Below are 18419 nucleotides of genomic sequence, written 5' to 3'. Positions count from 1 at the left end.
TTCCAAACAAACAGCATTCCGCCATCCTCAGGCACGGACGTCCGGAACATTTCACCAGCCTCTTGCTCTTCTGGATTTAAGGCCATTTCAACCTGAAAATGCTGAGCTTTTCCTGCGGGAGAAGTAATTGTCAGCCCCTCCTTTGGCAGAATAGGCTGCGGCGCTGTCGGAGATGCCAAGCTCGCCGTTACGAAGGAAGCCCCTAGGATTCCAAGAGAGAAAAGAGAGATTTTTTTTAAAGAAAGTAACATTCAGCTTTATCTTTTATTGAAAAAAAGGATTTTCGGCTATTTCTGCTTTCACAGAAGTTGGCATGCCATGTCCCGGAAAAACATGCGTATCATGTGGAAGGGTGAAGATTTTTTCACGGATATTTTTAAGCAAAGCCTCGCCATCGCAATAATCAAAATCACTCCGCCCGACTGTACCTCTAAATAAAGTATCCCCTGTAATCAGGCGATTACTTTTTTTATCATAAAAAACAACATGCCCTGGTGTATGGCCTGGAATATGAAGCACTTTCAACTCATGGCCACCAAATTCAACAATATCGCCATCTTTAAGCCAATGATCGGGCAGAATATTATCTCCCGGATCCATATCGCAATATTCCCCTTGCCCCTGCATATCATTCAAAAGAAATTCGTCTTCTTTCGAAGGTCCATAAATCACAGGCAATTTCTCTTGGTGATGAACAAGGCGAATCAGATCAACCAAACCAGCTGCACCGCCTGCATGATCAAAATGCCCATGGGTAATTAGAATCTTTTCAATCGGACGCTCATCAACAGCTTTTAAAATTTTTGCGATGTCCCCGCCTGGATCAATCACAAGCGCCTTACCCTCTTTTGAAAAGAGAATCGTACAATTCTGCCTTAATGATGTCACAGGCAAAATCTTCATCTCTAAACAGTTTTCTAAGCCTTGCTGCACTCTATGTGGCATCCTTCTCTCCTATTTTTAACAAGCTTATTGGGTTATATAAGATTTCTGTTTTAGAAATCACGCTCTCTTTACCAAGAAAGCAAAACTTTCTTTTTTCTTCTGTGTGCTTTAAGACACTAACAATACGTAATTTTACATTTTTAAGACTGGCATTTCGCATATTATGGTTCTGCTTCCACGTTTGTGCTTTCCTTTTTTAGCAACAGCCTCCCTTTTAGTCTCTTTTTCCTCCTTTGCTTCTGCGCATGCCGAAGAAGCACAAGCTGCGACATTGAGCAATACTAAGACTCCGCAGACATCCACTTCTTCCAGACGTCATGGAAAAATCTGTAAAACGAAGGTCGGTCTACGACCACACAAAAGAAAGGTTTTACAATGTGTTGGCTATGTGCATCTTGCAGCGCCCCATTATCAAGTTCATGGAGATGCGCATACATGGTGGAAACGTGCGGATGAAAAAAACTACGCCAGAGGCCAAATCCCTGAACCCGGCGCCGTTCTAAGCTTTAAAGCAACAAAAAAAATGTTTTATGGCCATGTTGCCCTCGTTCGCTCTCAAGAAGACGATCGTACGATTCGTATTGACCACGCACATTGGGGCGCTAATCAAATCGACCATAATACCCGTGTAATTGACGTTTCTCCTAATAATGACTGGACCGCTGTCCGGGTTGCCTTACGTGGGAATCCAAGCCAATTCGGAAAAGTCTATCCAACCAATGGTTTTATTTATCCTTGGAGCAAGGAAAAAGAGAATGAACAGGAGGAAGACCGCTTGGGAAAGCCATTCGCCGGCAGGCCAGTCGTGCAAGTAAACTTCAGGCTTCCAAGCCAAGTGAAATAGCACCTAAGTTGGACGGTCATCCCGATGGTAGGGGTGACCTTCTAAAATAGATTGCGATCTAAAAAGCTGCTCCATCAACATGACACGCACAAGCATGTGTGGCCATGTCATTTTACCCAATGAAATCGTAAAATTTGCGCGCTCCAACAGCGCACGGTCTAACCCTTGTGCGCCCCCAATCACGAATCGAAGATTTTTACCTGTTTCCTGCCATTCACGCATTTTATCTGCCAGCGCAAGACTATCTAAATTCTTACCTGCCAAATCCAATGCAATTACGAACTCATCCTCTTTACAGGTGTCTAAAAGAGCAACATTCTCACGATGTTTCTGCTCTGCGGATGACGTACCGCCAACATGTATCTCTTTAATCTCTAAATTTAAACGCAAACGTGTTTGGTAACGCTTAAAAAGAGATTCTTCTGGCGTCCCACGCATTTTTCCAATGGCGGAAATCGCCATAGACTGGCTCATCCTTCAACAACCTCAACGCTACCTTTATCAAAAGCAGCACTCCAAATTTTTTCAATGGAATAAAGCTCTCGCTTTTCAGGAAGAAGAAGATGTATCACGATGTCTCCGCCATCCAACACAATCCAGCCACTTTCAACTTCTAAGCCTTCAATCGAGCTTGTCTCGTTCCATTCTTTAAAAAGTGATTTTAAATGATAGGCCATGGCGACCAGCTGGCGTTGAGACTCCCCAACTGCAACAATCATTCGCTGTGCAAAATTAGACTGTTTGCCAATATCTAAAGTCACAATATCCAACGCCTTATCATCATCAAGACTCTCTTCGATCTTAGCAATTCTTTCGTCAAGGGCGAGTGTGTATTTATTTTCTGTCATTTCTAAAACAGCTCCTTTTCGTTCTTTCTCTTATCTTACTCTATCTTCAATCAAATCTCAGATTTTTACAAAAATGAATTTTTAGCCCGAATTTCTGTGGAAGAAAGATTAACTTCTTTTCTATGAATAAAAACCCAATCTGGCGCACCTTTTATCCCAAGTGCTTGGGATTCTCTTTCTGGCCTTTGCCAATGGCGTATCCATGAGGCAGAAGGCGATTTCAAGGCCTCTTTATTCGATCCAGGTCTGGCAAAAACAGCGATAGGAACAGATTTAATTAATGCTTTTCCACGATACCATTTGCACAAATCAGGCAAATTATCCGATCCCATCAACCAAATAAAACGAATATTAGGAAAATTTCTCTTAAGATGTTCAAGAGTTAAAAATGTCTTCTGAGTGCCATATCGCTGTTCAATCCCTGTTGCGATAATTCTAACCCCATCTGCCAATTTTTCAGCGGATTCCAACCTTTCCTCAAATGAGGCCATTTTTTGACCAGACTTAAAAGGATTCCCGGGGGAAACCATTAGCCACACTTGTTGAAGATTAAGGGCACGCAAAGCCCGCTCAGCAAGAGAAATATGCCCCTTATGCGCTGGATTAAAAGAGCCTCCAAGGATGCCAATACGCATTTTCTCTAGCCTTAAAGCGGTGAAAGCTCTCTCTTAGACATTAAAGCGGAAATGAAGAATATCCCCATCTGCGACAATATATTCTTTACCTTCAATTCTGGCCTTGCCAGCTTCTTTTGCGCCAACTTCTCCGTTGAATTCAACGTAATCTTTATAAGCAATCGCTTCGCACGCAATAAAACCACGCTCAAAATCATTATGAATCACAGCAGCGGCTTGAGGCGCTTTCGTCCCTTCTGTAATTGTCCAAGCTCTGGTTTCTTTAGGACCAACGGTAAAATAGGTTCTTAACCCAAGAAGCTGGTATCCCGCCGCAATGACCTGATCAAGACCCGATTGTGAGAGACCAAGATCACTTAAAAATTCAGCGCGGTCCTCAAGAGGAAGCTGACTGACTTCGGCTTCAATGGCCGCAGAAACAACAACAATCCCTGCTTTTTCTTCCAATGCCTTTGCACGCACTTTCTCAACGAAAGGATTTACAGTCTCGGCCTCTCCTGAGATTTCATCCTCTCCCACATTACAAACATATAAAACAGGCTTTGTCGTCAAAAGCTGAAGCTGATTAATTTCTTTCTCTTTACCTTCAACTTTAGCCGCTCTTGCTGGCTTTCCTTCTCGCAAGACTTCTAAAAGGGGCGCTGCGAGTTCTAACTGCTCTTTTGAAAGACGGTCACCGCCTTTGGCTCTTTTTTCCCAATTCACGACACGCTTTTCGAGGCTTTCCAAATCCGAAAGCATCAATTCTGTTTCAATGATTTCAGCATCGCGCAGAGGATCAACACTGCCTTCAACATGGGTAACATCCCCATTTTCAAAACAGCGAAGCACATGAATAATCGCATCAACTTCACGAATATTGGCGAGAAACTGATTTCCAAGCCCTTCACCTTTTGAAGCCCCTCTTACAAGGCCTGCAATATCAACAAACTCTAAACTTGTTGGCAAAATTTTCTGTGACTTTCCAACTTTACACAAAATCTCTAAACGAGGGTCTGGCACTGCAACACGGCCAACATTTGGCTCAATCGTACAAAAAGGATAATTTGCCGCCTGCGCCCCGACTGTTGCGGTTAGCGCATTAAATAAGGTTGATTTTCCGACATTAGGCAATCCCACAATTCCACAATTAAACCCCATGTCTTTTGTACTCCTACCTTAATTTAACTTTTAGAATTATTTAGATGTTTTAGATTCTTGAGCAGCCTTCAAGGCAGCTGCCAAAGCATTGTCTACATTTTCCTGCTGATCAAAAATAAATTTCTGCTTTTCAACAATCTTTTTCTCTTTTTCATGCAGAGCCTTAGCTTCTTTGATTGCTTTTTCAAGCGCTACGCCTTCAAGCTTTTCTTCTTTAACTTGGCTTCCCGCCCAAAGGCCTGCTTTTTCTGCAAGCTTACCTGTCAGTCCTTCTGGCGTGCCCAGCGCCAGCACAACAGACTCATCGGCAAGATGATCTAACCAAATATCCAAATCTTTACGCTGCTCTTCGGGAAAATTTCCCATCACATAGGAAACGACCAAGGCACGATCCCCTGGATGACCTATCCCAAGGCGAATACGCCAATAATCTGGATTGCCAGAAAGGTCACGGATAGAACGGAGACCATTGTGCCCCGCAATCCCGCCGCCTTTTTTAATCCGGCATTTCCCCCATGGCAGATCCATCTCATCATGAAAAACAAATACTTGCTCATGCGGAATTTTATAAAACTGCATCGCTGGCACGACAGAACGGCCAGAAAGATTCATAAAGGTGAGAGGCTTGAGGAGCAAGACAGACTCACCTGCAATTTTCCCCTCTGCAATCTCACCATTAAAACGGGCACGCCATGGCGAAAAGCCATGACGTTCCGCAATGCGATCGAGGGCCATAAAACCAATATTATGCCGATGAAAGCGATAATTGGCTCCCGGATTTCCGAGACCTACCCAAAGCTGCATTTGATTAGCCTTCAGCTGTTTCTGCTTCTGGAGCTTCCTCTGAAGCTTCTTCCTCATCCGCTTCAGCTTCTTCTGAAACAGGTGCGGCGATGCTCAAAATCACGAGATCTTCAAGATGCCCAACAGGCGTAATTCCTTCAATCCCCTTAAGGTCTTCCCAACGAAGATTGTCAGCGATTTCAAGCGCAGCAATATCTGCAATGAAGTGCTCAGGAATATGTTCCACATCAACTTCGACTTCAACAGAATGGCGAATAAGATTAACAACACCACCAGCTCTAACACCTTGGCATTCTTCCTCGTTTTCAACAACGACTGGAATCTGGACGTGAACTTTCTGACCTGGACGCATACGCTGCAAATCAATATGCAATGGCGCATCTGTCACTGGGTGAAATTGAATTTCACGCATCAAAACAGGCTGACGGCGGTCTCCAAGCTGTACTTCGTACAGACGGGATTGCCAACCGCCACGGTTTAGCTCTTTATCAATGATACGAGGATCAATTTCAAAAAGGGCTGGCTCTCTCCCGCCACCGTAAATCACACCAGGGACTTTTCCGGCACGTCTCACTGCGCGGGCTGCCCCCTTACCTGCTTTCTCGCGCGGGGAAACTGGAAGTTTCTGCATTTCTGCCACGTTAAATACTCCATTAAATTAGTAAATGTGCTTTTCTTTTCTCTTGGGGAAAGCAAAGCACAAAATTAAATAAAATCCATCAACTAAAGAGGTCGAACCTCCAGGGGTGTTCGCACCTTACAGTGAAAAACTGCCTTGATAGGATATATGCCTTACGGGAAAATCAATTCTTTTTCAATCTTTTCTCGAAAGCACGCTCCATTATAGCTTAGGCTTTAATGAAGGAAAACTGCCGTCCTGCCAGAGCCAGTATTTCATCTTTTCTCAGACTCTCACGCCGATAACTCCACAGACGTAAATCTGAACATGTATCAAAACCAGAAACCGAAACTTTATCAACACCACGAGCAACTAAACGATGGAAGCAATAGCCTGGCAAGTTAAAATGGTATTTTCCCTTTTTTGAACCCTTATAAAGCCAAGGCGAAGCCTCTTTGTCATGTGCATAAATTTTTTCAAGCATCTCTCCTGAGATTTCGTAAGAAGAGGCGGTTATACAAGGACCAATTGCCGCAACAATTTCTGTCGCCCCCAGCGACCTAAGGGCTTCAACGCCAGATTCAATAACGCCACTTACCGCCCCAAGCCATCCAGCATGCACAGCTGCAACAACCTTTTTACCCTGAGCTGTTTTTCCTTCCAACAAAAGAGGACCGCAATCTGCCGTTACAATGGCCGCAACAATATCAGATCGATCGGTTGCAATACCGTCCCCTTCTTCTGAAAATGGCGTATCTAGTGCATCACCTTCTCGGATAATTTTTACCTTTGTGCCGTGAACTTGTTTCATCGCCTGTACGGGAAGACCGTGAATCTGCCAAACTTTCTTATCCCCCTGCCTAACGAAAGAGGCTGGCTGCGCCAAAGGATATTTCTCGAATAACTCTTCACTCACAACAGGCAACGGTGGCAGTCCTGCCTTAATCGTTCCAAATCCGTGTGGCTGGCTCAAAAGGCTAGAAGTTATAAAAGCAGGATTTTGCATAAATATCCCCAGTTTATTTTGCACGTTTAAAAAGAGGAGAGATTATCTTTCTCTGTTCTGACCAATTCTCAGGCACTGGCGTCAGATTATCTCCCTCAAAAGGCAAATGACGAAACGCCTGCACCATCATATAAATACCAAATAAAAGCATTGGTACTGAAAGAATCTGCCCCATTGTAACACCGCCTGCTAGAAAACCGATATTCCAATCAGGCTCACGGAAACATTCACAGAACATTCTTGCCGAGGCATAACCACTCAAAAAAAGCCCTGCGGTAAAACCTGGACGAGAGCGCAAAGCGGGCCTCGAAATCGAAAACAGAAGAACAGAGAAAAGAAGAAGTCCCTCCATCAAAGCTTCATAAATCTCAGACGGATGCCGTGGAAGCGAATCAACATGGGGATAGATCATTGCCCATGGAAGCCCCTCCATCTGGACAGGGCGCCCCCAAAGCTCGCCATTGATAAAATTTGCACAACGTCCCAACCCTAGGCCAATTGGAATAAGAGTCACGACACGATCTGAGAAAGCAAGAAAACTGATTTTCTCCTTATACGAAAACCATGCCAGAGCCAGCACAACACCTAAACAGCCTCCGTGAAAAGACATACCGCCATTCCAAACCACAAAAATCTCTAAAGGGTGGGTTAAATAAAAAAATGGCTGATAACAAAGGACATAACCGAGACGCCCTCCTAAAATCACCCCTAAAATGGCAAAAAAGAGAAAATCATCCACCTGCTTCCGAGTCGCTGCCACAGGACGAAGCGAGCATAATTTATGTGCAATCGGCATTGCCAATAAAAAGGCCGTCATATAGGCCAAACCATACCAGCGGACAGCACACCAAATCAGTGTTATTGAAAGCGGATGCAATCCTGGAACGGGAAAAGGTAAATGAAACGCAACCGCATCAAATTCAGGAAAGATAAGTGGTGAAGACATGTTCTTAAAAATAAATCCTTGAAAGCGCTTTTAAAGAAGGAAAGAGGCCATTTACACAAAGAATATTAGAGATTCTTCTCTTCTGTACGAAGATATTTCCGTACATATTCTTTGATTCCCTTTTCAAGGGAGGTGAATTCAAATTGATACCCACTTTGGCGGAGAAGCGTTAGGTCTGCCTCTGTAAAATTCTGATACTGCTTTTTCAGCTGTTCTGGAGGGTCTATAAACTCTATTTCTTCTGGAACGCCAAACTCACGACAAAGACATTTTGCCATATCTAAAAAAGAACGGGCCTTACCTGTCCCTGCATTAAAAAGACCACTAGTTGCCGGATGATAAAAGAACCATAAAAAAAGCTGAACAATATCACCAACCCAGACAAAATCTCTTAACTGTCCACCGTCCGCAATGCCCTCACCTGTTGATTTAAACAAGCGCGGCTTTTCTCCCTGACGAAGTGTTCTCGCAATTTGACAGGCAACTGACTGCATCGAGCCTTTATGATATTCATTTGGGCCATAAACATTGAAGAATTTCAACCCAACCCATTGGGGAGGGGCTGGACGTTTATTCTCAAGTTCACGGGCCACCCACAAATCAAAGGACTGCTTTGTCCAGCCATATAGATTTAAGGGTTTAAGTTCCTTAATCGCCCCTATCCCATCTTTAAATTCTTCTGCTTTATCCGCAGCGCCATAGGTTGCAGCAGACGAAGCGTAAAAGAAAGGAATATTCCGATGGGCACAGAAACGCCATAAATCTTGTGAGAAACTGACATTTGTATGCCAAGCCAAGTCCCCATCACGCACAGTCGTTGCACTGATGGCTCCTAAATGAAAAACGCCATGCACAGCGCCCCGTGGCAAACTTTTAAGGAAAGCCATGGCATATTCTGGATCAATAATCTGATCCGGCGGGTGGGAATGAAGGTTTCGCCACTTCTTCCCATCGCGCAGTCTATCTATAACAATTGTTCGACGCCCTCTTGCTGCCAACGCAGCCTGAAGACATGAGCCGATAAATCCGGCTCCACCAGTGACGATAAGCATAGAGACTGTTATACTCATGTTTTAATATATCTGCCTAGTCTGGCACTCTTGTCTTTTCTTCTCAAAAAGAAATTTTAAGAAGCTCTAAAGACGCAATTAAAACGTGAAATGGATAAAACGATAATGAAGTCCGCTCTTTTGAATGACTTAGCTGGTTTCGCTGGTGCCGCTTATTCCGTTGCAAACGGCGTTCGGGAAGAAATTAAAACCGTCGCAAAAAACCAAATAAACGGCCTAAGCGCACGCATGGATCTTGTCCCTCGCTCTGAACTCGACACGGTTGAAATTCTAGCTCAAAAAACAAGAGAAGAAACAGACACACTAAAAAAACAAATTACCGACATGCAGGCGCATATTAATGAACTCCAAGAGCGTCTGACAACTCTTGAAGATGCTATCACAAGCTGAGACCTCTTGATATTCTCTCCTAATTTAACCTTTTAAAACTTTCGGGCTTTGTTCTGTTTATGACTCAAAATATGCCAACTTCAAATCGTCCTTTTATTCTCATGATTGGTTGCGGACGCATGGGAAGCGCAATGCTCAATGGATGGCTTAAAGCCAACCTTCCCTTTGATTTTGCTGTTTTTAAACGCACAAAACCAGAAAACTTTCCCTCAAATGTTAAGCTTTTTCTAGAGAGTGAAGCGCTTAAAAATCTTCCTAAAATTCCAGATATGATTGTCTTGGCTGTAAAACCTAATATGACAAAAAAAATTTTAGGACTTCTCTCAGAAGTTCTTACCCCCGAAAAGCTTCAGCAATCTTGCCTTTTTTCTGTCATGGCTGGCATTAAAACAACACAGCTCACCGCCCTTGCGCACGGCGCACCTGCAATCGCTGTCATGCCAAATATTGCAGCCGAGCTTCGAGCTTCAGCAACAAGCCTTTTCATTCCACCAGAAACAAATCCCAAGACGAAAAAACTTGCGCTCCAATTGGTTGAAGCCTTTGGCAGTGCCGTCCCACTCCGAAAAGAAGAGGAAATTCAGCCGGCAATTGGTCTCGCAGGTTCTGGCTCTGCCTATGTTTTTCTCCTTGCTGAACTCTTGGAACAAGCGGGGGTAAAAAATGGCCTTGGAAAAGATGAAGCAAGAAAACTTTCTCGAGATATGATCTATGGTGCTGGCGTTTTGCTTAAAAATAGCCCGTCCACGGCAACAGCCCTGCGTGAACAAGTCACAAGCCCAAATGGAACCACCGCCGCAGCGCTCTCCGTTCTTATGACACCAGAAAACTGGCCAAATTCTGTGAATGAAGCTGTCAAAGCGGCGATCAAACGCACTCAGGAACTTTCAAACGAAGGCTAATACCAAAAATCTTTCAATCTCAAGGGATTTACCTATGCAAGCTGCCGCAAATTCAGAAAATTTTTCCAATACAGAGGATTGGGACGATTTTGATATTTTCCAAGAATCCTCTGATTCTGCTCAAATTCCCTCTGAATTTGCCGAGGATCTCTTAAAGCAGCATGTGCGCAGCAAAGAAGCCTACGAAGAATTTTCGTCTAATTTTTTAGAAGCCGCAATGGTTTTAGCCGACGAAAAAGGGTGGCAGAATTTTACATTAAAAGATGTTGCCAATGAGGCGGATATCCCTTTTTCATGGGTAAGAGAGCATATTCCAACTAAAGTAGCACTTTTTAAACGCCTCAACCGGCAAATCGACCAAAATGCCTTCAAAAGCAATGATTCTCTAAAAGGGGTAGCCTTACGGGACAATGTTTTTAATCTCTTCATGCGTCGCTGTGATGGATTACAGGCCCATCGTCAAGGCTTTCTCTCCCTTTTGCACACGATCCCTTTATCTCCATCGCTTGGAAGCGAATTTCTTACTGGAAATGTCGAATCTGTCACATGGATTGCAGATATTGCAGGCCTTGACCGAAAAGGCATTAAAGGATTTTTCCGCCTTCAAGCCTTAGGAATTTTATGGGCTAAGGTTTTACGTTGCTGGGCAAAAGACGAAAATGAAGAGCTTGAATCGACAATGATTGCCTTGAATGAAGGACTAGATCAGCTGGAAAAATTTAACCTTCTTATTTCACAGGAAATAGAAAATTAACGAAAAAATAAAAAAAATCCTTTCCCCCCCTTTACGAAGCCCCTAAGAACATTATAAACAGGGCTCACATCTTCTCCTTCAGGAGAGGCATCGTGCCCTGTCTTAAATCCACTAAATAAGTTAGTGAGCGATGAAATGGATATTGGGGTGTAGCCAAGCGGTAAGGCAGCGGATTTTGATTCCGCCATGCGGAGGTTCGAATCCTCCCACCCCAGCCATGTTTCCAAAAGTTAAAAATCTCTTCTTTGGATATTCTTTTGAATTTTCTTGTGCTTTTGGGGTATTATAAAAAATTCTAAGTTTCTTTGCCGCAGAAAGTTTATATCTAGCTATGCCTGAAATGCCATTTGATCAGAGAGAACACTCTGCCCACCCTCACTCTTTTAACCAGATACGAGATGCTGCGGATAGTGCCAACTTGATTCCCCATACAGAGCTTGACCGTATGCATCGAATTGTTGGTATCATTTCCCGTATTTCGTTCGGTGTTGCAAGTATCGTACTTATTCTACTTGCCTATGTTCTTCTTTATTACGGTATTCGTGATCTCTATCTCTTTTTAATGAATGACACCGCACATCATGATGATATTAAAAATCTGATTCTACGTACGGTAAGTTATGTCGTTGTTGCAATCGCCGTTTTTGACGTTGCTAAATTTTTCATTGAAGATGAGGTCATTAAAGATTCGGACAAACTTAGTGAATGGCAGATTCGAAATAGTCTAAGTAAATTTATTACAACTGTCATTATTGCGGTTTTTGTCGAAGGCTTAGTTGGTATCTTTGAAGAAGGTGTCGGTGGTGGCATCAATGTTCTTTACCCAGCCTCTCTCCTGGTTGTTGGCTCTTTAATTGTCTTTATCATGGGGGTCTATCAGAAAATGACACGCAATGTCCTTTTAGCGGAACGAAAGAGAACCCAAATCCAACGCATCAGAACAGCGCACGATCACTCAGATCATACCGAAGAATAAAACGTAAAAAAGGAGACTGAATTCAGTCTCCTTTTTTAAAGCTAACATGCAAAATTTTTATTTCTTGCAGCAACCGCGGGATCTTTTAATAAGAAACAAAACGGCCAAGACGACTAAAGCCAAGACAATTTTACATTTATGTTTTGCAAAACAGCAGGAAGACTTTTCTCCAAAATCATCCAAACCGAAATCTTGCATATCATCCAACTCTTCGAGCAAAATATCCTCAGAAGGCTCTCTTCCCATTGCAGAAGAAACCGCTTTTTCAATACTATCGTGAACATTCACATTTTGTTCTGACATATAAAACCTTACAACGACTTAAAATTAAAAGGAGCAGATAAATTTCACTTCATCTCTCATAGACACAGCTTGATTTTCTCACTCCCTCTCTCATTGGACAAGCCCTTAAACAGGTGGTTGGGCTAAAAAAAGTTTAATTGCAAAATAAAGCAATGAAATCCCCGCAATGCGGTCTATCCAAACAGCACTTTTTCCTTTTTTTAGCCATATTGAAGCTGGCTGAGCAAAAAGCGCCAAACTCGTAAAAATAGAAAAAGCGACCAGCATCTGTAAAAAAGTTAAAATAAGTGTAAAGAATTGAATATCCTGCTCTTTGGGAATAAAAGCTGGAAAAACAAATAAAAACAAAAAACCAATCATTGGATTAAAGAGATTTGTCATCAAACCTTGCCCATAGGCTGTGAGTAAAGAAGCTCTTGGCGTGTTTATCACATTGTCCAAATTTGCAGTATCGGAAATCAAATCCTTGGGCTTGCTCAAGATTGAGCGCAGAGCAAGATAAAGGAGATATAAGACACCTGCCCATTTTAAAACGATGAAGGCCTGTTTAAAATGAAATAGCAAAGCGCTTAATCCTAAAATCGTCGCAATGCCCCAAAAGAATAAAGAGGTCAAAATGCCTAAAATGACCCCAAAAGAAAAGCGAAAACCATCTTTGATCGCAGAGCGAAGAACCAAAATCATATCTGGCCCCGGTGTTGCCGCTAAAAAAAGAGAAGCAACAGTGTAAGCAAGTAAGGAAGAAAGAATAGAGGATGTCATTAAAATTTTATCTTTAAGCCCAAAAGAAAAGTGTAGTCTAAAGAATTTTAAAAGAGATTAAAGTTCTGTTTTCTGAGTATCTCTGCCAAAATCCCTAAATGAGTATATACTTGTTTTTTCTCATCAAAATTAAGTAATTTCTTTTTTTTATTTATCTATCACTTATAATGCGCAACAAATCTGCTCTAGCAATTCTCATTCTCTGTGTTTAGTATTCTCAAAGAAATGAAATTATATCCTAATAAGCGCTCCCATTTGGTGAGGAAAAATTTATGACTATTGAATCTGCTGCTAAGAACGGCCACTCAACGGACTTACGTTCTGAATTAAGGGCATTTACAACAGAAATTGTCAGCGCTTATGTCTCCGCACACACCGTCCCTGTGGAAAAGCTTTCTACACTTATCAGCGAAGTGTACAGCGCTCTGGAAGCAACCAATCAAGGAACAATTGCTTCAAACAATAAGCTTACACCGGCAATTGACCCAAAAAAATCTGTTTTTCCAGACTACATCATCTGTTTAGAAGACGGAAAAAAACTGAAACTTTTACGCCGTCATCTGAAATCTGTCTATAACATGACACCTGAGGAGTACCGAGCCCGCTGGTCACTTCCAACAAGCTATCCAATGGTGGCACCGAACTATGCAAAGCAACGCTCACAACTTGCGCAAAAAATCGGCCTTGGGCATCAAAAAAAATAAAATCTATCATATCTCAAACGTAAAAAGCCTGCTTAAATTCAAAGCAGGCTTTTTACGATTATATCAAAAACTCAATGCGAATTTGACATAATCGCTGTTGCACCAATCAAATCACCCTCAAAATGATCTTGTCCATCCTCATAATCTGAACATCCCTCTGTCGCCTTCACTGTTCGAATTTTAGCGCCTTCTATCTCCATAGAAACAGAGCAGGCTTTTCGATGAGCGTCTCCGTTATAGCTAATCACCAAATTATTTTCTTTTTGAGTCGCCTTTGCTGGCGTATCCGTTTGATAGCCTAAACTTAAATGCCCACTTGCCCCTTTTTCCGTGATAGCCCCAAATCCAAGAGATGGACTAATGAGCACAGCAAGTTGGTCATTTTTATTCATCTTAATAAAACAGAGTGCCTTCCCGGGAACATTCGCCTCTTTCCAGAGTTCTTCTAGCGTTTTACTGGAAAGATCTTTCTGCTCAATTAAAGGATTTTTTTCCTGAGCCTGAATGCCAGAATTTAGAGCAAAGACACCTATACCCAAACCCAAGAAAAATAACTTGTGCAGAGAAGTTTTCTTGTCCAACATCTTAGACCTCCAAAAGACTATCATTTTAAATCTGGTAACGCTCTTAATCCCTTTAAGGGAACGCTAAACGCACATTCTGCCCCATGCCAATAAGTGCAGTTTTTCTCACTTGCCTGAATGACTTTCCCATCCTTAAACTTTAGACCAACCTGACAAGACAAAGAATCTTTCGCAGACTGCCCTTCTTGATTTGCTTGGAAAAGAGTAAGTGTTTCCGCATGCTCATTAATCTTTTTTCGTGAAAAAACCTGTTTTAATTCTGGTGTATCTTGCCCCAAAGCGCCTGCGCAATTTTCTGTTTCTAAAACCAATTCAAAACGTAAGGTTTTAGGATTAAGCAATAAAAAACCATTTGCATTTTCCCAAAGATGATAGCCTTGCGGACTAAAACCTAAATCTTTTTTAGCCTGCATCACATCCGACTTAAAAAGCATCTTGGGTGTTTTATTGATTTCTTGTGCCCTTGCACGTTGAATGGCTTGGTTTTTCTTTTCCTGCACGGCTCGATTAGCTAATAAGACCTTTTCACGCTCTTTTAAAACTTTGGAAGTTGGTTTCGCATAACTGTCAAAAACAGGCGCAGAAACAGAATCTGATTTGCTTTCCAAAGCACTTAAAGTATCTGATAAATCTTTATCATCCTCTTTATCTGCTGATTCCTGCTGTCGTTCCTCAGATCCCACCTGAATTTTCTCCACTTCGGTATCTGAATCTAATGCCTTCGCAGAAGGTGCATGGTCTGAAGAAATGGAATTTTCTGAATGGGATGCATCACCATTCCACCAATGGCTTACCTCATTAACACCCTGATCAATATAGCCCGAAATGCCCGTATCTTTTGAAGTTTCAGCTTTATGATGGGCATGATGGGTAGCAACGTTATGTTCAAACAAAGCGTAAAGACTAGCCCCTGCGCCAAGCGTAAAAAGAATTAAAACAAACTTCTGAACGATACTTCTCTGACTCATACCCAACACCCTCTCTTATTCTCTATTTCTATTTTAATAATAAATCGTTTAAGAATTTACTTTGCTGGGTCACCACTAAAAGGAAGGTCTGGAATATGTGAAAAACTCCTGACATCCGGTGCTTTTTCTTGTTCGTTCTGATCTTTTAAAAGACTTTTTTCAAAACTTAACCCATTTTTTTCATTATATTTTTCACTCTGCTCTAAATAAAAATTAGCACTGAGGTCTACATACTTAATGACTTTAAATCGCATCGGAACAATTTTTTCACCTGTTTCTCTATCTTTATAAGAAAGAGGTTCTTCCCCTAATAAAATTGCTGTCGGACCGCTCACTGCTGGCGGTGTGCCCATTCCAAAACGAAAGGGTTCAGCACCAGGTTCAATCAAACGTGCTGGCTGATAATTTTTATAAAGAACACGCCCCCCTTCAACACGCTGAAAATTGGTTTCATTAAGCGCTAAAACAGTAAAGATACAATGTCCTTCAACTGCAAAAGGATCCTGCGTTTCTAACTGATATTCTGGAATACCATTACACGCTTCAAGAATATCTTTCCCCCAAAATTTTTGCATCTTCGCTAATTCGATTTCAGAGCCAGACCGACGGTACATCTCTGCTGCCTTGTTTACAGCAACGCCCTTTTCAATCATTTTAGCTTCAACAATAACCCTCTTAAAGTCAGCAGCATCCCAGCAACGGCCTTTTTGAAGACGAATAGCCTCTTTCAAAGATTTTGCAGAAACGCCAGAGACAGGGTCATCTGCGGCCTTCATATAACGTGAAAAAACCTCAAAATGCTGTTCCTTGTCCATGATGTCTTCTCGGGGAATCCCAAGACGTGAACTCCATTCCTCCACCATATAAGGTTTATTTAAGCCAATAGATGCAAATTGCATAATCGTTTGCCAACTATGAATGCCAGCGCGCCCCCACGCCACAGCGGCCATCACCCTCGTTGGAGAACGCAAGGGTAAATTCCCATCATCTACTGCGGCATAATCTTCAAATGTCCATCCAGCATCATGAATATTCTGATAATCTTCGTACAACAAGCCTGTTTTCTGCCACACCTCAAGTCTGGGGCAGCATATTCTGGCGTCGCCGTCATGTACTGCATCTTAGAATGCACCATTCAACAGGTGAAGCACAGCTTGCTAAAGAGAAAGGAAGTGCCCAGCAAAATATTCTGCGTAAAAAAGAAATATTACTCATTCCTCATCCTGATCTTTATCATCATCTACTTTTTTAAGATCACTCTGTTTTTTGACATCTGTATTTTTTGTTCCAGCTGGCCTCTTAATAGGAGGCGCCATTTTAGCACCAATCAGCGCTTTCGAAAGCAAATGCCCTTTAGATTCATAATCCGCACAGCCTGCACTTTCCTTCGCTGTCACAATCCCCTTGCTGAACTGTCATCGTAACTTCACAAGCACGATGCCCTGATTGTATCAACTGAAATAAAGTTAACTGATCTCCCTGATAAAGAAACGAGTGGTGGATAGCGCTGATGATCTTTACCAAAAATGGGCTTTACTTTTCCAACTTCGCTAAAACTTAAAAGGCCAGAAGTAATTTTCGGGAAAATGAGTAAAACCACCTGCGTCGGCTTTTCGCCTGCAATGGAGGAAGGAATCTCATGTAAAAAAGTAAATGCCTCTTCATGCTCACGCGCACTATCCCAAACTTCCGACAAAGGACGCGTCTCATGATATGGCGCAGCCTTACTATCAGCCTTAATTTCCTCAAAACTACTATGAGGCAAAGCACTCTGTACTGGGAAAGCCGAAAGATTTAAAGGGATCAGAAAGGCAAATAAGAAAAAAAAGCAATAAAATAATCTGCCTTGTTTTAACCGCCGAGTAAATTCCAAGAAAATCCCTCCTTTTTTATCTTTTTCATAAGCATCCCACATATCGTTTTATACTAGCCTTACCCTAAAATGTAATGATAAAATCAAAGCAGAGTTTCTAAATTTAAGCCATTCTATTATCACGCTAATAAACTGGGTATGGGACAAAATGCTCGTGCAAAAAATCATCACATATTTTCTCATAGCCACATCTGGAATTTCCATCGCAGGATGTATGGTTCCCGATCCTGATCGCTATCCTGATTTAGATAATCCCCACATTGTCTCTAAAGATAATATTGCTTATTTGAATGCTTCCATCAATCATAAAGATAGCATTCCCAAACCTATCAAATCCATGTCAGCCCTCTCACCTGTAAACCGTCAGCGCCTCTCTGAAATTGGCATTATCATTCCAAACGATCCAAACACGATCAGTCGCTATTTGACGCTTTATTTTACAGATGGCACTTCGGACTCTGGTGTCTTGTCGAGTTTCTTCATGGCAACTATGCGCCTGTCAAAACAATCTGGTTTTCAAGCAGTATGATTGTACATGCCCTGCATTTGCATGATGATCAGCTCGAAAATGCGAAACAAGGAAAAGACTGGGCTGGTCCCGACTTTTACAATCCCAAAATTCAAGCTTGTGTTGCGAGAGTCACCGCACAGGGTTTAACAGAAGAATACCCATTCCAAAGTTGGAACTATTGTTCCGATCCGCAAACAAAAAAAGATCTCACGCCTAGAAGAAACTATCTACACTGGCTCTGGGATTGGGTTTAATCCAATCTAAATAGCGGGTGGTTCATCAAAAAACTCTGTTGCGGCAACCTTTAAACTCACACCATGGTGCATTTTATCTGCGATTTGAAGTGTCTCCTCAAGATGCGTCCATTCTTTTGGATAGGCTTCGTTAATCCGATTCATAATCTCAGCAGGAACACCTTTACGCACAGCACCCCTCAAAGTAACAAGCGCTTCTAAATTCGTTAAGGCCTCTTGTAAATTCTGTTTTACTTCGTCCTCATCAGGAACTTCACCTTGCTTTGTCGTAGGAATTTTCCCTTTTTCGAAAGCATTTGTTGGAACACCTAAGGTCTCCACCCAGTTATCTAACTCAATCGGTGTCTCAATTTCAGAATGAACAGCCTTCACAATAAAATCTGGCTGATAATCTGCCTGCACCCAAACAGAATCTGTTTATCCGAAACTTCTTCTAAACGTAACGTTTGATATTGAGAAAAAGGTAATCCTTTTTTTAAGAACATACGGCAAGTACTATAAGGCGCATTCGCAATACGCCAGTTTTCATCACGGACGCACGCCGAATTATACTTGAAGACATTATCCGATACTTTTGATGT

Annotated in this window: 27 protein-coding genes and 1 tRNA gene (1 of these 28 running past the window's edge); 9 read left to right on the top strand and 19 right to left on the bottom strand. The window is 42.1% G+C overall.

Features of this window, described 5'->3' with window-relative positions; translation table 11 throughout:
* Positions 1–251: the beginning of a DUF192 domain-containing protein gene (locus FAI40_06375; GenBank protein QCE34996.1), read on the bottom strand. The gene continues 280 nt to the left of window position 1, outside the view; only the first 251 of its 531 coding nucleotides appear in the window; it begins with the start codon at positions 249–251; its stop codon lies beyond the left edge, outside the window.
* Positions 252–264: 13 nt separating this feature from the next.
* Entirely contained in the window at positions 265–945 is a 681-nt protein-coding gene (locus tag FAI40_06370) for an MBL fold metallo-hydrolase (protein ID QCE34995.1), read from the bottom strand.
* A 163-nt stretch (positions 946–1108) separates the two neighbouring features.
* On the opposite strand from FAI40_06370, the gene FAI40_06365 reads away from it, so the two are divergent.
* Positions 1109–1789 carry a CHAP domain-containing protein gene (locus FAI40_06365; GenBank protein ID QCE34994.1) on the top strand — a complete coding sequence of 227 codons (681 nt, stop codon included), beginning with the start codon at positions 1109–1111 and terminating at the stop codon, positions 1787–1789.
* A gap of 3 nt (positions 1790–1792) precedes the next feature.
* Here FAI40_06365 and FAI40_06360 read toward each other — a convergent pair whose 3' ends face one another.
* The 9 genes from FAI40_06360 to rfaD all read right to left on the bottom strand — a co-directional run bounded on the left by FAI40_06360 (position 1793) and on the right by rfaD (position 8839).
* Positions 1793–2251, bottom strand: a complete 459-nt coding sequence (locus FAI40_06360) for a 23S rRNA (pseudouridine(1915)-N(3))-methyltransferase RlmH (GenBank protein QCE34993.1) — start codon at positions 2249–2251, stop codon at positions 1793–1795.
* 8 nt (positions 2252–2259) lie between these two features.
* Positions 2260–2637: a ribosome silencing factor gene (gene rsfS, locus FAI40_06355; GenBank protein ID QCE34992.1), complete on the bottom strand. Its 378-nt coding sequence runs from the start codon at positions 2635–2637 to the stop codon at positions 2260–2262.
* A 65-nt stretch (positions 2638–2702) separates the two neighbouring features.
* On the bottom strand, positions 2703–3272 hold the full coding sequence (locus tag FAI40_06350) for a nicotinate-nucleotide adenylyltransferase (GenBank protein QCE34991.1): 570 nt from the start codon (positions 3270–3272) through the stop codon (positions 2703–2705).
* 33 nt (positions 3273–3305) lie between these two features.
* Positions 3306–4412, bottom strand: a complete 1107-nt coding sequence (gene ychF, locus FAI40_06345; protein QCE34990.1) for a redox-regulated ATPase YchF — start codon at positions 4410–4412, stop codon at positions 3306–3308.
* Positions 4413–4448: 36 nt separating this feature from the next.
* Positions 4449–5216 (bottom strand): aminoacyl-tRNA hydrolase, encoded by a 768-nt coding sequence (locus FAI40_06340; GenBank protein QCE34989.1) that lies wholly within the window; start codon positions 5214–5216, stop codon positions 4449–4451.
* 4 nt (positions 5217–5220) lie between these two features.
* Positions 5221–5856, bottom strand: coding sequence for a 50S ribosomal protein L25/general stress protein Ctc (locus FAI40_06335; GenBank protein ID QCE34988.1), 636 nt, complete (start codon positions 5854–5856; stop codon positions 5221–5223).
* 208 nt (positions 5857–6064) lie between these two features.
* Positions 6065–6841, bottom strand: a complete 777-nt coding sequence (locus FAI40_06330) for a laccase domain-containing protein (protein QCE34987.1) — start codon at positions 6839–6841, stop codon at positions 6065–6067.
* Between the two features lie 13 nt (positions 6842–6854).
* Positions 6855–7787, bottom strand: coding sequence for a prolipoprotein diacylglyceryl transferase (locus tag FAI40_06325; protein QCE34986.1), 933 nt, complete (start codon positions 7785–7787; stop codon positions 6855–6857).
* 65 nt (positions 7788–7852) lie between these two features.
* Positions 7853–8839 carry an ADP-glyceromanno-heptose 6-epimerase gene (gene rfaD / locus FAI40_06320; GenBank protein QCE35767.1) on the bottom strand — a complete coding sequence of 329 codons (987 nt, stop codon included), beginning with the start codon at positions 8837–8839 and terminating at the stop codon, positions 7853–7855.
* Positions 8840–8947: 108 nt separating this feature from the next.
* Here rfaD and FAI40_06315 point away from each other — a divergent pair, with 108 nt between their 5' ends.
* The 5 genes from FAI40_06315 to FAI40_06295 all read left to right on the top strand — a co-directional run bounded on the left by FAI40_06315 (position 8948) and on the right by FAI40_06295 (position 11879).
* Complete coding sequence (locus FAI40_06315; protein ID QCE34985.1) at positions 8948–9247, top strand: accessory factor UbiK family protein; 300 nt, start codon at positions 8948–8950, stop codon at positions 9245–9247.
* 59 nt (positions 9248–9306) lie between these two features.
* On the top strand, positions 9307–10149 hold the full coding sequence (proC, locus tag FAI40_06310) for a pyrroline-5-carboxylate reductase (GenBank protein ID QCE34984.1): 843 nt from the start codon (positions 9307–9309) through the stop codon (positions 10147–10149).
* Positions 10150–10183: 34 nt separating this feature from the next.
* A complete protein-coding gene (locus FAI40_06305) occupies positions 10184–10903 on the top strand; it encodes a helix-turn-helix transcriptional regulator (protein ID QCE34983.1) in 720 nt (239 codons plus the stop codon).
* 143 nt (positions 10904–11046) lie between these two features.
* A tRNA-Gln gene (locus tag FAI40_06300) sits at positions 11047–11121 on the top strand.
* 227 nt (positions 11122–11348) lie between these two features.
* Positions 11349–11879 (top strand): hypothetical protein, encoded by a 531-nt coding sequence (locus FAI40_06295; GenBank protein ID QCE35766.1) that lies wholly within the window; start codon positions 11349–11351, stop codon positions 11877–11879.
* Between the two features lie 57 nt (positions 11880–11936).
* On the opposite strand, the gene FAI40_06290 is transcribed toward FAI40_06295, so the two are convergent.
* Positions 11937–12182: a hypothetical protein gene (locus FAI40_06290; protein QCE34982.1), complete on the bottom strand. Its 246-nt coding sequence runs from the start codon at positions 12180–12182 to the stop codon at positions 11937–11939.
* Positions 12183–12287: 105 nt separating this feature from the next.
* Positions 12288–12944, bottom strand: a complete 657-nt coding sequence (locus tag FAI40_06285; GenBank protein ID QCE34981.1) for a LysE family translocator — start codon at positions 12942–12944, stop codon at positions 12288–12290.
* Positions 12945–13216: 272 nt separating this feature from the next.
* On the opposite strand from FAI40_06285, the gene FAI40_06280 reads away from it, so the two are divergent.
* Positions 13217–13648 carry a MucR family transcriptional regulator gene (locus FAI40_06280; protein QCE34980.1) on the top strand — a complete coding sequence of 144 codons (432 nt, stop codon included), beginning with the start codon at positions 13217–13219 and terminating at the stop codon, positions 13646–13648.
* Between the two features lie 71 nt (positions 13649–13719).
* Here FAI40_06280 and FAI40_06275 read toward each other — a convergent pair whose 3' ends face one another.
* From FAI40_06275 to FAI40_06255, 5 genes are all read right to left on the bottom strand, one after another.
* Positions 13720–14232 (bottom strand): hypothetical protein, encoded by a 513-nt coding sequence (locus FAI40_06275; protein QCE34979.1) that lies wholly within the window; start codon positions 14230–14232, stop codon positions 13720–13722.
* A gap of 20 nt (positions 14233–14252) precedes the next feature.
* Positions 14253–15200: a hypothetical protein gene (locus FAI40_06270; protein ID QCE34978.1), complete on the bottom strand. Its 948-nt coding sequence runs from the start codon at positions 15198–15200 to the stop codon at positions 14253–14255.
* Positions 15201–15256: 56 nt separating this feature from the next.
* Positions 15257–16273 (bottom strand): hypothetical protein, encoded by a 1017-nt coding sequence (locus FAI40_06265; protein QCE34977.1) that lies wholly within the window; start codon positions 16271–16273, stop codon positions 15257–15259.
* 138 nt (positions 16274–16411) lie between these two features.
* A complete protein-coding gene (locus FAI40_06260; protein QCE34976.1) occupies positions 16412–16597 on the bottom strand; it encodes a hypothetical protein in 186 nt (61 codons plus the stop codon).
* A gap of 29 nt (positions 16598–16626) precedes the next feature.
* Positions 16627–16965, bottom strand: a complete 339-nt coding sequence (locus tag FAI40_06255) for a hypothetical protein (GenBank protein ID QCE34975.1) — start codon at positions 16963–16965, stop codon at positions 16627–16629.
* Positions 16966–17221: 256 nt separating this feature from the next.
* Here FAI40_06255 and FAI40_06250 point away from each other — a divergent pair, with 256 nt between their 5' ends.
* Together FAI40_06250 and FAI40_06245 are read left to right on the top strand one after the other, a co-directional pair.
* The gene (locus FAI40_06250) at positions 17222–17602 is read left to right on the top strand and encodes a hypothetical protein (protein QCE34974.1); all 381 of its coding nucleotides are present in this window, start codon (positions 17222–17224) and stop codon (positions 17600–17602) included.
* Positions 17599–17838, top strand: a complete 240-nt coding sequence (locus FAI40_06245; GenBank protein QCE34973.1) for a hypothetical protein — start codon at positions 17599–17601, stop codon at positions 17836–17838. The genes FAI40_06250 and FAI40_06245 overlap by 4 nt, the downstream gene beginning before the upstream one ends.
* Positions 17839–17844: 6 nt before the next feature.
* Here the strand turns inward: FAI40_06245 and FAI40_06240 are convergent, their stop codons facing one another.
* Positions 17845–18240 carry a hypothetical protein gene (locus FAI40_06240; GenBank protein ID QCE34972.1) on the bottom strand — a complete coding sequence of 132 codons (396 nt, stop codon included), beginning with the start codon at positions 18238–18240 and terminating at the stop codon, positions 17845–17847.
* Between the last annotated feature and the right edge of the window lie 179 nt (positions 18241–18419).

It is taken from the genome of Acetobacteraceae bacterium (assembly GCA_004843345.1).
In the GTDB taxonomy this organism is placed as follows: Bacteria; Pseudomonadota; Alphaproteobacteria; order Acetobacterales; family Acetobacteraceae.
The sequence above is the reverse complement of the archived record's forward strand: the minus strand, read 5'-3'. Positions and strand labels throughout refer to the sequence as shown.